This is a genomic window from Pseudomonas sp. UBA6699, from assembly GCF_002454615.1.
GTDB lineage: Bacteria > Pseudomonadota > Gammaproteobacteria > Pseudomonadales > Pseudomonadaceae > Aquipseudomonas > Aquipseudomonas juntendi.
The window spans coordinates 33,203-50,613 of the sequence record NZ_DKJF01000080.1 but is presented as its reverse complement, the minus strand read 5'-3'; the positions used below and the strand labels follow the sequence as shown (position 1 = coordinate 50,613).

At 60.8% G+C, this 17,411-nt stretch carries 18 protein-coding genes; 11 read left to right on the top strand and 7 right to left on the bottom strand.

What is annotated here, in order from left to right; all coding sequences use genetic code 11:
- Positions 1-68 precede the first annotated feature (68 nt).
- The 5 genes from zwf (at position 69) to B3361_RS15515 (ending at position 5,775) form a co-directional block, all read left to right on the top strand.
- Complete coding sequence (gene zwf / locus B3361_RS15535; protein ID WP_054904317.1) at positions 69-1,511, top strand: glucose-6-phosphate dehydrogenase; 1,443 nt, start codon at positions 69-71, stop codon at positions 1,509-1,511.
- 88 nt (positions 1,512-1,599) lie between these two features.
- The gene (locus B3361_RS15530; RefSeq protein WP_054904316.1) at positions 1,600-1,908 is read left to right on the top strand and encodes a hypothetical protein; all 309 of its coding nucleotides are present in this window, start codon (positions 1,600-1,602) and stop codon (positions 1,906-1,908) included.
- Positions 1,909-2,041: 133 nt separating this feature from the next.
- Entirely contained in the window at positions 2,042-4,228 is a 2,187-nt protein-coding gene (gene uvrD / locus B3361_RS15525; protein WP_054904315.1) for a DNA helicase II, read from the top strand.
- 176 nt (positions 4,229-4,404) lie between these two features.
- The gene (locus B3361_RS15520) at positions 4,405-5,253 is read left to right on the top strand and encodes a Tim44 domain-containing protein (RefSeq protein ID WP_054904314.1); all 849 of its coding nucleotides are present in this window, start codon (positions 4,405-4,407) and stop codon (positions 5,251-5,253) included.
- Positions 5,254-5,367: 114 nt separating this feature from the next.
- On the top strand, positions 5,368-5,775 hold the full coding sequence (locus tag B3361_RS15515) for an SMI1/KNR4 family protein (protein ID WP_009683533.1): 408 nt from the start codon (positions 5,368-5,370) through the stop codon (positions 5,773-5,775).
- Between the two features lie 101 nt (positions 5,776-5,876).
- Here B3361_RS15515 and B3361_RS15510 read toward each other — a convergent pair whose 3' ends face one another.
- Positions 5,877-7,637 (bottom strand): cation:proton antiporter, encoded by a 1,761-nt coding sequence (locus B3361_RS15510; RefSeq protein WP_154211358.1) that lies wholly within the window; start codon positions 7,635-7,637, stop codon positions 5,877-5,879.
- Between B3361_RS15510 and B3361_RS15505 the strand changes: the two genes are divergently transcribed.
- A complete protein-coding gene (locus tag B3361_RS15505) occupies positions 7,632-7,841 on the top strand; it encodes a hypothetical protein (RefSeq protein WP_125854445.1) in 210 nt (69 codons plus the stop codon). The genes B3361_RS15510 and B3361_RS15505 overlap by 6 nt on opposite strands.
- A gap of 136 nt (positions 7,842-7,977) precedes the next feature.
- Positions 7,978-8,463, top strand: a complete 486-nt coding sequence (locus tag B3361_RS15500) for an acyl-CoA thioesterase (RefSeq protein WP_009683536.1) — start codon at positions 7,978-7,980, stop codon at positions 8,461-8,463.
- On the opposite strand, the gene pdxY is transcribed toward B3361_RS15500, so the two are convergent.
- Positions 8,460-9,332 (bottom strand): pyridoxal kinase PdxY, encoded by an 873-nt coding sequence (pdxY, locus tag B3361_RS15495; protein WP_054904312.1) that lies wholly within the window; start codon positions 9,330-9,332, stop codon positions 8,460-8,462. The genes B3361_RS15500 and pdxY overlap by 4 nt on opposite strands.
- Before the next feature lie 121 nt (positions 9,333-9,453).
- Here pdxY and B3361_RS15490 point away from each other — a divergent pair, with 121 nt between their 5' ends.
- The gene (locus tag B3361_RS15490) at positions 9,454-9,846 is read left to right on the top strand and encodes a DUF3301 domain-containing protein (RefSeq protein WP_054904311.1); all 393 of its coding nucleotides are present in this window, start codon (positions 9,454-9,456) and stop codon (positions 9,844-9,846) included.
- Here the strand turns inward: B3361_RS15490 and B3361_RS15485 are convergent, their stop codons facing one another.
- The 3 genes from B3361_RS15485 to zigA are packed head-to-tail and all read right to left on the bottom strand — an operon-like array spanning position 9,847 to position 12,689.
- Positions 9,847-10,818 (bottom strand): CobW family GTP-binding protein, encoded by a 972-nt coding sequence (locus tag B3361_RS15485; RefSeq protein ID WP_054904310.1) that lies wholly within the window; start codon positions 10,816-10,818, stop codon positions 9,847-9,849.
- Positions 10,819-10,857: 39 nt separating this feature from the next.
- Positions 10,858-11,484 (bottom strand): DUF1826 domain-containing protein, encoded by a 627-nt coding sequence (locus tag B3361_RS15480; RefSeq protein ID WP_054904309.1) that lies wholly within the window; start codon positions 11,482-11,484, stop codon positions 10,858-10,860.
- Positions 11,481-12,689, bottom strand: coding sequence for a zinc metallochaperone GTPase ZigA (gene zigA, locus B3361_RS15475; protein ID WP_054904308.1), 1,209 nt, complete (start codon positions 12,687-12,689; stop codon positions 11,481-11,483). The genes B3361_RS15480 and zigA overlap by 4 nt, the downstream gene beginning before the upstream one ends.
- Positions 12,690-12,804: 115 nt before the next feature.
- On the opposite strand from zigA, the gene B3361_RS15470 reads away from it, so the two are divergent.
- Both B3361_RS15470 and folE2 read left to right on the top strand, forming a co-directional pair.
- Positions 12,805-13,185, top strand: coding sequence for a hypothetical protein (locus B3361_RS15470; protein ID WP_009683542.1), 381 nt, complete (start codon positions 12,805-12,807; stop codon positions 13,183-13,185).
- Between the two features lie 23 nt (positions 13,186-13,208).
- Positions 13,209-14,114: a GTP cyclohydrolase FolE2 gene (gene folE2, locus B3361_RS15465; protein WP_054904307.1), complete on the top strand. Its 906-nt coding sequence runs from the start codon at positions 13,209-13,211 to the stop codon at positions 14,112-14,114.
- Here the strand turns inward: folE2 and B3361_RS15460 are convergent.
- On the bottom strand, positions 14,098-14,625 hold the full coding sequence (locus B3361_RS15460; RefSeq protein ID WP_009683544.1) for a DUF3617 domain-containing protein: 528 nt from the start codon (positions 14,623-14,625) through the stop codon (positions 14,098-14,100). The genes folE2 and B3361_RS15460 overlap by 17 nt on opposite strands.
- 131 nt (positions 14,626-14,756) lie before the next feature.
- Here B3361_RS15460 and cls point away from each other — a divergent pair, with 131 nt between their 5' ends.
- Entirely contained in the window at positions 14,757-16,196 is a 1,440-nt protein-coding gene (cls, locus tag B3361_RS15455; protein ID WP_054904306.1) for a cardiolipin synthase, read from the top strand.
- Between the two features lie 26 nt (positions 16,197-16,222).
- Here cls and cfaB read toward each other — a convergent pair whose 3' ends face one another.
- Complete coding sequence (gene cfaB, locus B3361_RS15450; protein WP_029886462.1) at positions 16,223-17,407, bottom strand: C17 cyclopropane fatty acid synthase CfaB; 1,185 nt, start codon at positions 17,405-17,407, stop codon at positions 16,223-16,225.
- Positions 17,408-17,411 lie beyond the last annotated feature (4 nt).

Here is a 17,411-nt window from a genome sequence, read left to right as displayed (position 1 = left end):
TAGCTTTCTTGTAGTTATACTACATGGACGCCAACCCGCCCAGTTAAACGAACGTGGAGAGTGGTGGTTTGACTATTCCTTGCGACATTCTGGTATTCGGCGGCACCGGCGATCTGGCCCTGCACAAACTGCTTCCGGCGCTCTACCACCTGTTCCGCGAGGCCCGCCTCAACCCTGCAGTACGCGTCATCGCACTGGCCCGCCGCAACCTGCCACGCAATGACTACCTGAAGCTCGCCGAGCGCCACTGCCGGGCACAGGTTGCCCTTACCGACTTTGACGAAGAAGTGTGGCAGCGTTTTTCCGCACGCCTCGACTACTTCCCCATGGACGCGTCACAGAGCGCCGACTTCGGCCGCCTGGCGCGCTACCTGGGTGAACCCGGCGGGCTCACGCGCATCTTCTACCTGGCCACCGCACCCAAGCTGTTCGTCCCCATTGCCAACCACCTGCACACCGCCGGCCTGGCCGACGGCGAAGCACGCATCGTGCTGGAGAAGCCGATCGGCCACTCGCTGGAGTCGGCCACCGCCATCAACGAAGCGATTGGCGCGGTGTTCGAAGAAACCCAGGTATTCCGTATCGACCACTACCTGGGCAAGGAAACCGTGCAAAACCTGATGGCGCTGCGCTTTGCCAACGCCCTGCTGGAGCCGGTGTGGCGCAACAACCAGGTCGATCACGTGCAGATCAGCGTGTGCGAAACCCTGGGTGTAGAGAACCGGGGCGGCTATTACGACAAGGCTGGCGCGATCCGCGACATGCTGCAAAATCACTTACTGCAGTTGCTGTGCCTGGTGGCGATGGAGCCGCCCGCGCAGTTCGAGGCCGAAGCGGTACGCGATGAAAAAGTGAAAATACTGCGCGCGCTCAAGCCGATCACTGGCCAGGACGTGCAGGACAAGACGGTCCGTGGCCAATACGGCCCGGGCCGCATCGGCGGCCAGGAAGTGCCGGCCTATTACTTCGAAAAAGACGTCGACAATGACAGCGACACCGAAACGTTCATCGCCATCGAGGCACACATCGACAACTGGCGCTGGGCTGGCGTGCCGTTTTACCTGCGCACGGGCAAGCGCATGGCACGGCGCTCGTCGCAAATCGTTATTCAGTTCAAACCGGTGCCCCATGAGCTGTTCAACGGTGGCCAGGTGAACCAGCTGCTGATCCAGTTGCAACCAGAGGAACGCATCAGCCTGCGCATGATGACCAAAAGCCCAGGCAAGGGCATGCGCCTTGAGCCGGTCGACCTCGACCTGAACCTGGCCCAGGTTTTCAGCCAGACCCGCCGCTGGGAGGCTTACGAGCGCCTGTTACTGGATGTGCTGGAGGGCGACTCCACGCTGTTCATGCGCCGTGATGAAGTAGAAGCCGCCTGGGCCTGGATCGACCCCGTGATCAAGGGCTGTGAAGAACACTTCCAGGCCCCACGCCCGTATTCGGCTGGCAGCAACGGGCCAGAGCAGGCTACCAGCCTGCTGGCACGCCATGGCAGGGTCTGGCATAGCTGAAAAGTTTCATGCTGTGGCTGGGCTGGGGCTTGTTGCACGCTCTGGTCGGAAGGCGCATTTCGCCCTTCGTACTAATGGAGCTGCAGACATGATCAACAGCAAGAACTGGAAAGCCCAACATGACAGGATGCCCCCAGGGGCGCGGGTGCGGGTTGCAGGTACCGTCACCGTCGCCAACCCTGGCGTCGACCCCGTGCTGGTCAAGCGCGACGGGCAACCGGGTACCCTGGCCCTGGACCTGGAATTGAAATCGGAAGGCGGCAGCTTCATCCAGGTGTTGTGTGACAAGGAGGTGCATTTCGAGATGCCAACCGGCACTGAAGCCATCGCCAGCGTGGAAATTTTCCACGAAGGCACGCTGCTTGCCGAGATCGACGAAATCCTGATCACTGCTTGATTTCGCTGACAACCGCCACGTCGGCTTGCACGCCCGGCGCGGCGGCCTTGCGCATGCACCGTTCGGCGCTTGGGCAGGTGAGTATTTATACAGTACCATTTACCCCTTCTCAGCCGCGCCCTAGAATGGCCGGATGCACACAGACGACCTCTCCCTCCTGCTGAACTCCCTCAACGATGCCCAACGCCAGGCCGTAGCGGCCGCGCTTGGGCGTCAACTGGTGCTTGCCGGCGCCGGTTCCGGTAAAACCCGCGTGCTGGTGCACCGTATCGCCTGGCTGATCCAGGTAGAGCAGGCCTCGCCGCACTCGATCCTGTCGGTGACGTTCACCAACAAGGCCGCCGCGGAAATGCGCCAGCGGATCGAGCAATTGCTGGGCATCAACCCAGCTGGCATGTGGGTCGGCACCTTCCACGGCCTGGCCCATCGCCTGCTGCGGGCACACTGGCAGGAAGCGCGGCTGGTGCAGAACTTCCAGATCCTCGACAGCGACGACCAACAGCGCCTCATCAAGCGGGTGATGCGCGAGCTGGGCCTGGATGAACAGAAGTGGCCGGCCCGCCAGGCCCAGTGGTTCATCAACGGCCAGAAGGACGAGGGGCTGCGCCCGCAACATATCCAGGCCGGTGGCGATCTGTTCCTGGCCACCATGCGCGAGGTGTATACCGCCTACGAGCAGGCCTGCGAACGCGCCGGGGTGATCGACTTTTCCGAGCTGCTGTTGCGCGCACTGGACCTGTGGCGTGACCACCCCAGCCTGCTGGAGCATTACCAGCGGCGCTTCCAGCACGTGCTGGTCGACGAGTTCCAGGACACCAACGCCGTGCAGTACGCCTGGCTGCGCCTGTTGGCGCGCGGTGGCGCCAGCCTGATGGCGGTGGGCGATGACGACCAGTCGATCTACGGCTGGCGCGGTGCCAAGATCGAGAACATCCACCAGTACACCGCCGACTTCCCCGACGCCGAAATGATCCGCCTGGAGCAGAACTACCGCTCCACCGGCGGCATCCTCAAGGCTGCCAACGCGCTGATTGCCAACAACAGCGGGCGCTTGGGCAAAGAGCTGTGGACCGACCTGGGTGAAGGCGAACCCCTGACCCTGTACGCGGCCTACAACGAGCACGACGAAGCGCGCTACGTGGTGGAAACCATCGAAGGCCTGATCAAGCAGGGTAACGCGCGCAACGACATCGCCATCCTGTACCGCTCCAACGCCCAGTCACGGGTGCTGGAAGAAGCCTTGCTGCGCGAACGCGTGCCGTACCGCATCTATGGCGGCCAACGCTTCTTCGAGCGCGCCGAAATCAAGAACGCCATGGCCTACCTGCGCTTGATCGAAGGGCGTGGCAACGATGCCGCACTGGAGCGGGTAATCAACGTACCCCCACGCGGCATTGGCGAAAAAACCGTCGAAGCCATCCGCGAGCACGCCCGCCACAGCCAGCTTTCCATGTGGGGGGCCATGTGCCAGCTGATCGCCGCCAAGGCGTTGAAAGGCCGCGCCGCCAGTGCTCTGGGGGCCTTCATCGAACTGATCGAAGGGCTGGCTGCCAAGGTTGCGGACATGCCGCTGCATACCATGACCCAGACCACCATCGAGCAGTCCGGGCTGATTAGCTATCACCAGGAAGAAAAGGGTGAAAAGGGCCAGGCACGGGTAGAAAACCTTGAGGAACTGGTCAGCGCAGCGCGCAACTTCGAATCCACCGAAGAAGATGCCGACCTCTCTCCGCTCTCGGCTTTCCTCGGCCATGCTTCGCTGGAAGCCGGCGACAGCCAGGCGGACGAACATGAGGACAGCATCCAGCTGATGACCTTGCACAGCGCCAAGGGCCTGGAGTTCCCCTACGTATTCCTGGTCGGCATGGAAGAAGGGCTGTTCCCGCACAAGATGAGCCTCGAGGAACCTGGCCGCCTGGAAGAGGAACGTCGCCTGGCCTATGTCGGCATCACCCGTGCGATGCGCCAACTGGTCATGACATATGCCGAGACACGCCGCCTGTATGGCAGCGAAACCTACAACAAGGTGTCGCGCTTCGTTCGCGAAATTCCACCGGGGCTGGTTCAGGAAGTACGCCTTTCCAACAGCGTCAGCCGCCCGTTCGGCGCCCCCAAGACAGCCACCAACAGCCACCTGTTCGACAATGCCAACATCCCGCAAACCGCCTTCAACCTCGGCCAGCGGGTGCAGCACGCGGTGTTTGGCGAAGGTGTGATCCTCAACTTCGAGGGCTCCGGCGCCCAGGCACGGGTGCAGGTGAATTTTGCCGAAGGCAGCAAATGGCTGATGCTGGGGTATGCCAAACTCGAGGCGATCTGACGCCTGTGCCAGTACCGTTCCTTGCAGTGGCTGCCTTTTTGGGGGCGCGCTCAAGGGCGGTGGTGCCGGCGTTGTAACATTCAGGCAAAAGCTGGAAACATTATGTCGCTGGTCATGTGCCCGGGAACCTGTGCACCATGACGCGCGTGCAATCCACAACAGGGGATATCCCAATTATGCAACGTTTTCTTAGCATCGCACTGGCGCTTTGCGTCGGCCTGACGCTGAGCCTGGACGCCAACGCCAAGCGTTTCGGCGGCGGCAAGAGCTCGGGCTCCGCGCCTATTCACCAGACCCGCCAGGCCACACCAACCGCGCCAGCCGCCGCGCCGACCGCACCTGGTCGTGCCGCCCCGGCCGCCAGCGGTGCTTCGCGCTGGTTGGGCCCACTCGCTGGCCTGGCCGCCGGCGGCCTGCTGGCGTCCATGTTCATGGGCGACGGTTTCGAGGGCTTCCAGATCATGGACTTCCTGATCGTGGCGCTCATCGCCTTCCTGGTGTTCCGCTTCATTGCCGCGCGTCGTCGCCAGCAACAACCGCAAATGGCCATGCCAGGCCACGCGCCGATGCAGCGTGAAGCCCACGGCCAGCCTGCACAGCCGTCGGTGTTCGGTGGTTCGGCCGCGCCTGCCGCCGCCCCGGTGATCAACGCACCTGCCTGGTTCAACGAACAGAGCTTCCTGGCTGCCGCTCGCAACCACTTCCAGTCGCTGCAGCAGCACTGGGATGCCAACGAGATGGACAAGATCGCCGAGTTCGTCACGCCGCAGATGCTTGAGTTCCTCAAGCGTGAGCGCGCCGAGTTGGGTGATGGCTTCCAGTCCACCTACATCGATAACCTCGAAGTGCAACTGGACGGCGTCGATGACCGCCCAGACCGCACCGACGCCACCCTGACCTTCCGCGGCGTGTCGAAAAACTCGCGCTTCGACCAGGGCGAACTGTTCAGCGAAAGCTGGCACATGGTGCGTGCCCCAGGTGAGAACCAGCCTTGGCTGGTAGCCGGTATCCGTCAAAACAGCTAACCGCTGCGCGCCGTACCAAGAACCCCGGGCTTGCCCCGGGGTTTTTGCTTTTGTCAGAGTGGCCTACTAGGGTATAACGCGCAAAGTTGTCATCTAGGTCAGAGGAAGTGAACCGTGGAAGAAGTGATCGAACAACTCCGTGAAGCCAACGAGCCGGTGCCGGTACCTTTGGAGCTTCCCGATGAGGACCAGCTGGTAGAGATAGAAGAGCAGCTGTTCATCAACATTCCATACGTGTTCAAAGAGTTTTTGCTGACTGTGAGCGATGTGGTGTACGGCTCACTGGAGCCTGTAACTTGTACCGATCCACAGTCGCACACCTACCTGCCCGAGGTGGCAGCCAACGCCTGGGATGCGGGCGTACCGCGTGAGCTGATCCCGTTGTGCCAGGACGGCGCCAACTACTACTGCGTAGAGGAAGATGGCACCGTGGTGCTGTGGGATGCCGAGGAAGAGCTGGTCGGTGAGGACAGCTGGGAATCGGTATGGCACTGGGCACGGGATGTGTGGCTGGAAAGCTGATCTTCCCCACCAATTCCGGTGCAGCGGCGCCTACAGGTACCCACAACGGCCAAGCGTGTGGTGAACCGGTAGGCGCCGCTGTCGCTGCGGCCGGGTGGCACTCAGTGCGAGTTCTCGCGGCTGTTCTCCAGCGTTTCCAGCAAGGCGATCTGCATGCGCGTGTGCACGCGAATGAGCCAGCGCCACAGCAAGGCCACCACCACCGCAGCGACCACGGCAATCACCAACAGCAATTCGTTGGTCGGCAAGATGCTCGCTGACAATGCCGACAGCAGCAGGAAAATCACCAGTAACGACAACAGCGGAATCACTTCGGCAATCACCCGCCGCACCCGCTGGGTATGCCGCCCGGCCATTTCCGGCTTCACGCCCATCTCGGCCAGCAGCATCGACAGCGCCTTGAGCTTGCGGTAGGCCGCGATCAGGAACGGCAGCGACAGCAATAACGCCGCGCCCCAGATCATCGCCTTCTGCTGGCTGATGTCGCTGACCCATTCGCTGAGCCAGTTACCGATGCGCCCGGCAAAATAGCCGCCGCTGAAGAAGATCGCGATCACCAGCGCCAGGTTCACCCCAACCTGCAGGAGGATGCGCCGGATCATTGCCGCGAGCATGGCACCCTCGCCCTGCGGTTGAATGTTGCGCAACCACTCGCCATACAACGACAGCACCCGCGCCAGGCGCCCGGGCACGACATTGCCCAGTTTTTGCGAAAGCGGGTCGGCTGCGCGGATCAGGTAGGGCGTAAGCAGGGTCGTGATAGCCGATACGGCGACCGCCACGGGGTACAGGAAGTCGCTGGTTACCTGCAGGGTCATGCCCAGTGCGGCAATGATGAAGGAGAATTCGCCAATCTGCGAAAGCCCCATGCCCACGCGCAGCGAGGTACGCCCATCGTTACCGGCAATGAACGCGCCCATGCCGCAGGACACCATCTTGCCCAATACCACCGCCAGGGTAATGACCACAATCGGCCAAGCGTATTCGACCAGCACCTGCGGGTCGATCATCAAGCCGATGGCGACGAAGAAAATGGCGCTGAACAGGTCGCGTACGGGTTCGATCAGGCGCTCGATCTTCAGCAACTGGCGTGACTCGGCCATGATCGCGCCAATCAGGAAGGCGCCCAGGACCATGCTGTATTCGAGCTTGACGACCAGCAGGCAGAAGCCGAAGCACAGCCCCAGCACGGTAATCAGCAACATCTCGTTGCTCTCGAACCGGGCCACGTAGGCCAGCAGCCTCGGCACCAACAGGATACCGATGACCAAGGCAACGATCATGAACAACGACAGCTTGCCGACAGTGGAGAATACCTCCCCCGAGCTGACCGTGCCGCTGACGGCGATACCTGAGAGCAGGGCAATGATGCCAATGCCAAGAATGTCCTCGACGATGAGCACGCCAAAGATCAGCTGGGCAAAGCGCTCGTTCTTCATCTTCAGGTCGTTGAGCGCCTTGACGATGATGGTGGTCGAGGAAATGGCCAGGATGGCACCCAGGAACAGCGAGTCCATGGTGTTCCAGCCAAACCAGCGGCCGATCTCGAAGCCGATCCAGATCATCAGCACAATTTCGAGGAACGCCGCGATGAATGCCGTGGCGCCCACCCTGAACAACTTGCGCAGGCTGAACTCAAGCCCCAGGCAGAACATCAGGAAGATAACCCCCAGCTCGGCGAGGGTCTTGATGGTGTCTTCGTCGTGGATAAGGCCGAATGGCGGGGTGTGCGGGCCGATGATGAAGCCGGCGACAATATAACCAAGCACGACCGGCTGTTTGAGGCGGTGAAACAGGATGGTGACCACGCCAGCGACCAGCATGATGACTGCCAGGTCCTGGATGAAGCTGATGGCATGCATGGCGTGATACTCCTTTTCTCGTCTTTTATGAATGCCTGGGCAAACCGCTCCTCTGCCGGGGCAAACCTGAGCGAGCAGCAAGTACATACTGTATTGAATGCAGGAACGCCCATGGTGCATGGGCGTACTCAGGTTAACATCGCGATCGGCTGCAAAAAGCCGGCGCAATATGCAGAAACAGATCGGCTGGAAAAGCGCCGCTGATGGCATGATCAGCGTGACCGCTACGCCCCCGGCAACGTCCCGTAGCAACGAGGCAAATTCACAAGAGGGAAAACCCGTGTCAGCAGATCACCCCCTCCATTCGCCCGATTCAGCGCAACCTAACCGTGAGCACCTTATGGAACCTGGAAACGCCCAGCTGAGCATGACCGTCCTGATGACCCCGGACATGGCCAACTTTTCTGGCAACGTACATGGCGGCACCCTGCTCAAATACCTCGACGAAGTGGCCTATGCATGCGCCAGCCGTTATGCAGGCAGCTATGTGGTGACATTGTCGGTGGACCAGGTGATCTTCCGCGAGCCGGTACACGTGGGCGAGCTGGTGACGTTCCTGGCGTCCGTCAACTATACCGGCAATACCTCGATGGAAGTGGGCATCAAAGTGGTGACCGAGAACATTCGCGAGCGCTCGGTGCGCCACTCCAACAGCTGCTTCTTCACCATGGTAGCGGTGGACGACAATCGCCGCCCTGTGCCGGTACCGCCGCGTCAGCCGCAAAGCAGTGAAGAAAAGCGCCGCTTCCTGCAGGGGCAGCAGCGCCGCCAGATCCGCCAGGAACTTGAAAAGCGCTACCAGGACCTGAAAACCGACGCTATTTAAAACGCCAGCGACTGCGCTTCGAAGCGCACACGCGGGTGGGCGATGCGATCCTGGGCCCGTACCAGCTGCAGTTCGTAGCTGGCACAGGCCTGGGTTTCCAACAGCACTTCATGCACCGCGGCGGCAGTGAACTCGAATGCCTGCACCCAGCTGTCGCCCAGCAATACCCTGGCCAGGAACAGCCCGGAAGTCAGGTCGCCGACCCCCACTGGCTGACGCGGAAACGCCAGCAGCGGGCGCCGCAGGTGCCAGCAGTGCTGGGCCGTCACCAGCAGCATTTCGAACTGGTCCTCGCACCGCCCGGGGTAGGCCAGGTGCTTGACCACGACCACCTGCGGCCCGCGCTGCAGCAAGCTGCGCGCCATGTGCACGCAATCCTCCAGCGACTGCGCGCGGCGCCCACAGAAGCTGTCCAGCTCCAGCTGGTTGGGGCACAGGATGTCGGCCTTGGCCACCGCTTCGTCGAGCAGGAACTGGCTGACCTCTGGCGGTACGATGCAACCCTTCTCGGCGTGCCCCATGACCGGGTCACAGAGGTACAACGCCTTGGGGTTCACCGTTTTGATCCGCTGTACCCCGGCCAGAATCGCCCGCCCTTGTTCGGCACTGCCCAGGTAACCGGAAAGCACCGCATCGCAGTGCCCCAGTTCACCGATGTTGGAAATACCTTCGACCAACGCAGGAATTTGCGCTGGAGCAAGCACATCGCCCGCCCACTGGCCATACTGTGTGTGGTTGGAGAACTGCACGGTATTGAGCGGCCACACGTTGACCCCGATCCGCTGCATGGGGAACACCGCGGCGCTGTTGCCGGCGTGGCCGAACACCACATGGGACTGAATGGCGAGCAGGTGCGGAGTACGTTTCATGCGGGTGTTTTCCAAAGCTGTTTCAAAGAATGGTGCGCGACGCAGTATGAACTCGATTGTCACCTGTACGACAGGCCAGGGACGCAGTTAAGCTGGATCTACCTGTTTGGAGCATAAGCAAATGTTGACCCTGGAGAACCTCTTCGTCCTGATGCTGGTAGCCACGGCAGGCGCCTGGTTGTGGCACAACCATGGGTTGCGCGAGAAAGCCCTGGAACGGGTCAAACAGCATTGCGCCAAAATGGACCTCGAGTTGCTTGACGACGCCGTGGCGCTCAAGCGCATCGGCTTTGTGCGCGATGCCAATGGCCGCAAGCGCCTGGCCCGCATCTATGCCTTCGAGTTCACCGTCACTGGCGAGCAGCGCCACCCCGGTAGCGTGACACAGTTCGGTGCGCACAGCGTGCAGATAGAACTGGCACCCTACCCGTTCGAGATCAAGACCCCGCCGCGCACCGACAACGTTATCGAGATGCAGCAGTGGCGCCAGGAACACAACCGCTGGCGAAACTGATCAGCTGATGCGGCACTCGCGCAAGCCGGCCTGCAGCGCCGGTTGCGACTGTGGCTGATCGAAAATCAGCTCGATGCGGCTGTCCCTGCGCCACTCGCTGGGCTGCGAGGCGGGCAGACTCCCATTCAGCCCATTGAAAGCCTGCCACCCCTCCGGGCTGTGGATAACCCCCTTGGCGCGCCGCCAGGGTAAATTCTGCAAGAACGTGCTTAGCCGCTGTGGATAAAACTGCTGGCTGGGGTGCCAGCGCCAGCCAATACTCCAACCACCCTCACCTTGCTGGGCCAGGCAGACCGGCTGGGTGGGGTCGGCCCAGACCGTACCTGGGGTTATTTCCAGATTGTCGACAATCCTGACGGCGGAAAGCGGGCTGTCAACAATCTGTGAAGGTGCCTGGGGTAGGCCACGAAACGCTACTTCACCCTGCACCGCCCACAGCACCCTCCTGTCGCTAAATTTATTACTTATCAACAACTTAGATGATTCATCCACAGCCTCTGACTTATTCAGAATCACACATTCGCAGGCGTTCAGCGCCTGCTGTTGCGCATCGGAAAGCCGCTGGTTGCGAACCACCGCTTGAGCATCCAAAACCATGACAAGTGGCTGAATTGTCAGCACTCCAGCCCATGGCGCTGCCTGCAGCTGTGCCTGCAATTGCAACGGGTGACCCAAACCTGAAGGCTCGATGAACAAACGGTCAGGGCGTGATTTGCGCAATAGACGCCCTAGCCCGACCTGGAACGGCATACCGTTCACGCAGCACAGGCAACCACCGGCCACTTCACCAATGGCAACACCGTCTTCATCCCGGCTGAGCAACGCCGCATCCAGGCCAACCAGGCCGAATTCATTGATCAGCACCGCCCAGCGCTCATTGGGCGGCCGCTGCGCCAGCAAATGGCGGATCAGGGTGGTTTTACCGGCGCCGAGCGGGCCGGCAATCACGTGGGTAGGTATGTTCTGCAGCATGGCCTGGTTCAAACAGTGGCAAAGCCTAACTATGCGCCGTCAGGCCAACCAGTCAAGGCTCAGCAGCAGACGCCCCTGCTGGCCCGAAGGCGAGCGGTGAACCAGACCTGCGCCTTCGTTGCCTTGCCATTTCTCGCCCTTGAGCAGCGCGACATCACCGGCTTGAAGGGTTTGAATTTTATCCACAGGGGGCTGTGCTGTGTGTAACTCTCGCCGGGGGCTGATTGCCTCAGGCAACCATTCACTGCCCGGCCCCACGTAGGATGTGAGCAAGCGCAATGGCACGTTATCCACATGGAAGCGCGGACACATGGGGCCATCCAGCACGCGCAGGCGTAAACCCACACGGCGCGCACCCACCAGGCAGGTGTAGGCCGCGACCAGCCAGGTCACATCGGCTACAAATGACTCATAGCCATGCAGGTCAGCGGCTTCGCGCAGCAGGTCCGGCAGGACCGGCGCGTGCTGCTCGTGCACCTCGATTACCCGTTGGTCGGTCAAAGGCTGGCCAAGGCTGAGTACCAGTTCGGCAAAGTCCTGCAACTGCGCCGGCAGCCGCCGCCGCCACACGGCCAGGTTGACACCATCCTGCAGGACCTCAGCCAATGTTTGCGGCGTTTCGCCAAACACCTGAAAGATATCCACAGGCCTGAATGCCAGGCTCATGCTGCGGACTCCGCATGCCACGGTCCGAACGGATCGGGCAGCCGCAACCAGCCCATATGCCCAAGCTGCATTTCCTGGTCGGTCAACAGGCACGCGTCAAGGGCTGTGGATAACTTGGCAAAGTCGATGTTCTGCCCGATGAACACCAATTCCTGCCGGCAATCGCCGGTTTCAGCGGTCCAGTGTTTAAGGATTGCACTGGTGTTATCCACATCCTCAGGCCACTGGTCGCGCGGTACGAAGCGCCACCAGCGCCCCGCCAGCCCATGGCGCATCATCCCGCCCGCTTGCGACCAGCTACCGGCTTCCTGGTACTTGCTGGCCAACCAGAAAAAACCTTTGGAACGGAGCAAGCGGCCGTTGGTCCAGTGCGTGTGGATAAAGTCGTAGAACCGTTGGGGATGCAGCGGGCGCCGCGCTTGCCAGGTCATGGCTGCAATCCCGTACTCATCGGTTTCCGGTACGTGCTCGCCGCGTAGCTCCTGCAACCAGCCTGGCGCCTGGGCCGCCTGGTCGAAGTCGAACAGGCCCGTATCGAGAATGCGCTCAAGTGGCACCTGGCCCATGACCATCGGCACGATCTCTGCCCGAGCATTGAGGCTGCGCAAAATGGCCACGAGCTCTTCGCGCTCATGCTGGCTGATCAGGTCGATCTTGCTCAGCAGCAGTACATCGGCAAATTCCACCTGTTCGATCAGCAGGTCGCTGATCGAGCGCTCATCGTCCTCGCCCAATGTTTCGCCACGGCTGGCCAGGCTATCTGCAGCCTGGTAATCGCGCAGGAAGTTCAGGCCATCGACCACCGTGACCATGGTGTCCAGCCGGGCCATGTCGGACAAGCTGCGGCCTTGTTCGTCGCGAAAGGTGAAAGTCTCTGCTACCGGCAGTGGCTCTGAAATGCCCGTGGACTCGATCAGCAGGTAGTCAAAGCGCCCTTCTGCGGCTAACCGCGCTACCTCTTCCAGCAGGTCCTCACGCAGGGTGCAGCAGATGCAGCCGTTGCTCATCTCGACGAGCTTTTCTTCAGCGCGGTTGAGGCTGACGTTGCGCTGCACCTCGCTGGCATCGATGTTGATTTCGCTCATGTCGTTGACGATGACGGCAACCCGCAGGTTGTCACGGTTACGCAATACATGGTTGAGCAACGTGCTTTTGCCGGCACCCAGAAAGCCGGACAGCACAGTAACGGGAAGACGATTGGACATGGCGAAACCCCTTCAGGCGAGCGCATTCGAAACGATGCATTGCACAATGTTATAAAGTAACAATACAATTTCGCCAAGTCGTTCTCGACGGACGAATGCTCACCAGGGACAAAACATGAAACTGTCACGCGCCATGGCATTGGTGTTGTTCGCCATGCCCACCTCACTGGTTGCCATGCCGCAGAGCACTGCACTGGCGTTGTGTACCCGCAGCGCCACGCTGCTCTCCTGCCAGGACGGCAAAGGGAGTTACTACAGCGTACGCACGCACGGCAATGAACTTTACCTGCGCGGTTTCGACTCGGTCACGCGGCGGCTATGGGCTCAAACCAACAGCCGTTACGGTTCGTTGACCTTCTTCACCGGCCTGGCCAGTGATGGCGAAGCCTGGGTGGGTTACAGCCGCCGCGTAGGCTGGACCACGTTGAACCGGGTGTCCAGTTCCAGCGGGCAACGTTTCAATTTGCATTGCAGCATGATCGGCGGCTGCCGCTGACACCTTTTTCTGTGGAAACCCCAATGAACCAGCACACGCTCCCCGATATCGCCTCACAGACTCATGCGTTCGCCTTGCCACTGAACTGGGTGGGCATGTGTGGCATAGCCTTGCCCGTGCAGTTCGAAGGGCGCCCCGCTGCTGCCACCGTCGACGCAGGCGTCAGTCTGATAGACGGCCATTCACGTGGCATCCACATGTCGCGGCTCTACCTTGCATTGGAGGCCCTGGAAAACCAGCCCCTTACGCCGCTGGCAATTCGGCAGCTTTTGGCGGATTTTTTGACCAGCCACGAAAGGCTGTCTTCCGCTGCTTATCTGCGCCTGGGCTTTGATCACCTGCTTAAAAGACCAGCCTTGATCAGCCCATTGGCAGGCTGGAAGAGCTATCCCGTGACCATCGATGCACGCATCGAGAATGAAATGTTCCACGTGGAACTATCCGTTTGCGTGCCCTATTCGTCCACCTGTCCATGTTCGGCGGCGCTTGCCAGGCAACTGATACAACAGCAGTTCCAACAGCAATTCCCCGGGTCGCAGGTCGACACCGCGGCGGTAATGAACTGGCTGGGCACTGCCGAAGGCATCGTCGCTACCCCACATAGCCAACGCAGTAGCGCGAAAATTCAGGTACGGCTGCGCAGCAGCCAGCGTGATCTGCCGATTACCGAGCTGATTGATTGCATCGAAATGCGCTTGGGCACAGCGGTACAGACTGCGGTCAAGCGTGCAGACGAACAGGCCTTCGCTTTAGCCAACGGGCAAAACCTGATGTTCTGTGAAGATGCTGCCCGGCGCCTGCACCAGGCGCTGCGACAATTGGAGTGGAGTGCTGCTTTCAGGCTGCGGGTGGAACATGCAGAAAGCCTGCATGCCCACGACGCTGTTGCCACCAGCCAGTGGCAGTGGGACCTCAACTGCGCGGTTTGACCGTGCCGCAATCACTGCCCAGCCACACCGCACGGGTGTTCATGCTGCCTTGCTGCTGAACACCCGACGCGTTGAAGGTGCCGCTGACCTGGGTGGTGAACTCCCGATCACTGAGGAACGTCGCCTGGCCACTGCCCTGTGCCTTCGGGCAACTGAACTCGAACTTCCACACGTTGCCGGTACGGTCAGTGATTTTCTGCGTGCAACCGGATTTGGGATCCTGCAGCGGGATGTCGTTGGTCGCCACCTGTTCGGCGGTCAGGCAGGAACGCACGCCATTACCAGCCACCGTCACCCCTTGTTTGGCCAGCACGCCTTCCATCATCGCGCGCTGCTCCGGCGGCAGGTTCTTGAGCTGCCCCAGCATGAACCCCATGTCAGGTAACGGCTTGCCATCGACCTGCATGTTGCTGGTGGTCAGCTCCCACAAACCCGGTTGAAGCATCTGGGCATGCACCAGCGGGCTGCTCATACCGAGGACAAGGGCCAACAGTGGCAGACGAATCTTCATGGGTGAACACTCCTGAAAAAAGCCGGCCAAGCGGGCCGGGCTGAGCCTTAGACGCCAAAACCATCCGCAGGTTGCAAGGTGCACCGGGAACGTGTTCTGTTAGCCAACAGTACTCGGTGAGCAGGATGCATATGGATTACCACAGCCCCTATTTCTTTGGTTATGTAATTGGCCTGATTCATCTACTGGGTATCGTAGCCGCACTGCATGCGTTGTTCACGGTGCGCACGGCCCAAGGCGCAATTGCCTGGGCGATGCCGTTGTTCTTCATTCCTTATTTCACCCTTATACCGTACCTGGTGTTCGGCGCCCGTTCGTTCAATGCGTATATCAAGGCGCGGCGCCAAGCCAACCAGGAAATGCACGTTGCAATGGCCAACCTCAACTGGCGACCATGGGTTGAAGAAGCCCTGACCGCCCGCGAGTCGGAAAGCTACGCCGCGCTACGCGCCATGCCAAAACTGGGGCGCATGCCTTGCCTGGCGAACAACCAGGTGAAGCTGCTGATCAATGGCAAGGCCACCTTCGATGCCATTTTCGCGGCCATCGAAAAAGCCCGGGATGTGGTGCTGGTGCAGTTCTTCATCATCCATGACGACAAACTCGGCAAGGCGTTACAGCACCTGCTGCTGCGCAAGGCGGCTGAAGGGGTTCAGGTTTTTGTGTTGTACGACCGTGTCGGTAGCCATGCCTTGCCAGCCAGCTATAGCCAGGCGCTGCGTGATGGCGGCGTACAGGTTCACGCTTTCGCCACCCGGCGTGGTTGGTTCAACCGCTTTCAGGTCAACTTCCGCAACCATCGCAAGATCGTGGTGGTGGATGGCTTGGTCGGTTTCATCGGCGGGCATAACGTAGGTGACGAGTACCTGGGTGAAGACCCGCAGCTTTCACCGTGGCGCGATACTCATGTGCAGATCGGCGGGCCAGTGCTGGCCTGCCTGCAAGAGTCGTTCGCCGAAGACTGGTACTGGGCCTCGCGCCAGCTGCCGCCGCTGATTCTGCCAGATGCCTACCCGGACGACGGCGTGCTCTGCCAGGCCTTGGCCAGTGGGCCGGCGGACCCACAGGAAACCTGCGCACTGTTCTTCCTTGAAGCCATCCACTCCGCCACGCGCAGGGTGTGGATAGCCACCCCCTACTTCATCCCTGACGAAGCGGTGTTCGCGGCATTGCGCCTGGCAGCACTGCGTGGGGTGGATGTGCGCGTATTGATCCCGGCACGCCCCGACCACCGGGTTGTCTATGCCGCCTCCAGCCTGTTTGCCTTCGAAGCGGTACGCGCAGGCGTACGCATGTTCCGCTACCAGCCGGGTTTCCTGCACCAGAAGGTGGTACTGGTAGATGACGAGGTCAGCGCAATCGGCAGTGCCAACCTGGACAACCGTTCATTCCGCCTGAACTTCGAGATCACCCTGCTGACGGTCGACCGTGGCTTTGCCGACCAGGTGGAACGTATGTTGAATGAAGACTTCGAGCAGGCGCGCGAGATAACCGTTGAGGACAGCCGCGACACCCACCGGCTACAGCAATTGGGGATGCGCATTGCACGCCTGATATCCCCAATCCTGTAACCGGTGCCGCCGGCCAGAGGTAGCTGTCAGCGGTACAGATCCTCGCGTGTCCAGGGCAGGTCGTGATGCCCGTCGGCATAGGGCTTCACTGCCAGAATCTGGTGCAGGTTGATCCAGCCCTTCTGGAACGCATAGGCACACCCGGCCAGGTACAAACGCCAGATGCGCAGGGTTTTCTCGGGTACCAGTGCCGCCGCCTTGTGCAACTGGTTCTCCAGATTCTCGCTCCAGTGGTGCAGGGTCTTGGCGTAGTGCAGGCGCAAGCTCTCCACGTCCACCACCTCCAGCCCTGCTTCGCAGATGCTGGCACTGATCATCGACAGGTGGGGCAGCTCACCATGTGGGAACACGTAGCGATCGATGAACTCGCCTGCACCTCGCCCCACCGGCCGACCATCCACATGCTTGGCGGTGATGCCGTGGTTCATCACCAGCCCCCCTTCCCTCACCGCACCGAACAGCTTCTGGCAATACAACGCCAGGTTGGCATGGCCGACATGCTCGAACATGCCCACGCTGACAACCTTGTCGAAGCGGCCGTCTTGCGGCAGGTCGCGGTAATCGAGTATCTGTAAATCGACCTTGTCGCTCAGACCCTCTGCCTTGACCCGCTGCCGGCCGAGCTTCAACTGTTCTTTGCTGAGGGTGATGCCGAATACCTTGGCGCCATACTCACGGGCAGCGAAACGCGCCAGCCCTCCCCAGCCACAGCCCACATCGAGCAGATAGTCGCCCGCATCGAGCCGCAGCTTGCGGCACAGGTGCTCAAACTTATCCTGCTGCGCCTGATCGAGGGTATTGTCCGGCTCGCGAAAATAAGCGCACGAGTACACCATGTCCTGGTCCAGCCACAGCTGGTAGAACTCATTGGAAACGTCGTAGTGATAGGAAATGGCCTGGGCGTCGGTGGTCTTGTCATGCGCCAGGCGCTGGGGCGGCGTGTCGTCTTCGTCGGTAAGCAGTGCCTCACTCAGCTCATCGCAAACGCGTATGGCCTCACCGATATCGCCTTCCAGCTCCAACTTGCCTTCGACGAATGCCGTGCCCAACTGGTCCATGCTCGGGTGGGTCAGCTGGCTGATCAACTGGGGTTCCCTGACCAGTATGGTGACCTGCGGGCTGGGCCCGAGATCGAAGTGGTTGCCGTCCCAGAGTTTCAGCCGCAGCGGTAGATGCAAGCTCTGCAGTGCCGGTGGAAGTTGCGCAAGCATGAAC

Bases quoted from the DNA above. Each gene is read 5' to 3' on its own strand.
- B3361_RS15530 (WP_054904316.1), top strand. From the start codon at position 1,600: ATGATCAACAGCAAGAACTGGAAAGCCCAACATGACAGGATGCCCCCA.
- uvrD (WP_054904315.1), top strand. From the start codon at position 2,042: ATGCACACAGACGACCTCTCCCTCCTGCTGAACTCCCTCAACGATGCC.
- B3361_RS15520 (WP_054904314.1), top strand. From the start codon at position 4,405: ATGCAACGTTTTCTTAGCATCGCACTGGCGCTTTGCGTCGGCCTGACG.
- B3361_RS15505 (WP_125854445.1), top strand. From the start codon at position 7,632: ATGCATGGCGTGATACTCCTTTTCTCGTCTTTTATGAATGCCTGGGCA.
- B3361_RS15510 (WP_154211358.1), bottom strand. From the start codon at position 7,637: ATGCATGCCATCAGCTTCATCCAGGACCTGGCAGTCATCATGCTGGTC.
- B3361_RS15500 (WP_009683536.1), top strand. From the start codon at position 7,978: ATGGAACCTGGAAACGCCCAGCTGAGCATGACCGTCCTGATGACCCCG.
- pdxY (WP_054904312.1), bottom strand. From the start codon at position 9,332: ATGAAACGTACTCCGCACCTGCTCGCCATTCAGTCCCATGTGGTGTTC.
- B3361_RS15490 (WP_054904311.1), top strand. From the start codon at position 9,454: ATGTTGACCCTGGAGAACCTCTTCGTCCTGATGCTGGTAGCCACGGCA.
- B3361_RS15485 (WP_054904310.1), bottom strand. From the start codon at position 10,818: ATGCTGCAGAACATACCTACCCACGTGATTGCCGGCCCGCTCGGCGCC.
- B3361_RS15480 (WP_054904309.1), bottom strand. From the start codon at position 11,484: ATGAGCCTGGCATTCAGGCCTGTGGATATCTTTCAGGTGTTTGGCGAA.
- zigA (WP_054904308.1), bottom strand. From the start codon at position 12,689: ATGTCCAATCGTCTTCCCGTTACTGTGCTGTCCGGCTTTCTGGGTGCC.
- B3361_RS15470 (WP_009683542.1), top strand. From the start codon at position 12,805: ATGAAACTGTCACGCGCCATGGCATTGGTGTTGTTCGCCATGCCCACC.
- folE2 (WP_054904307.1), top strand. From the start codon at position 13,209: ATGAACCAGCACACGCTCCCCGATATCGCCTCACAGACTCATGCGTTC.
- B3361_RS15460 (WP_009683544.1), bottom strand. From the start codon at position 14,625: ATGAAGATTCGTCTGCCACTGTTGGCCCTTGTCCTCGGTATGAGCAGC.
- cls (WP_054904306.1), top strand. From the start codon at position 14,757: ATGGATTACCACAGCCCCTATTTCTTTGGTTATGTAATTGGCCTGATT.
- cfaB (WP_029886462.1), bottom strand. From the start codon at position 17,407: ATGCTTGCGCAACTTCCACCGGCACTGCAGAGCTTGCATCTACCGCTG.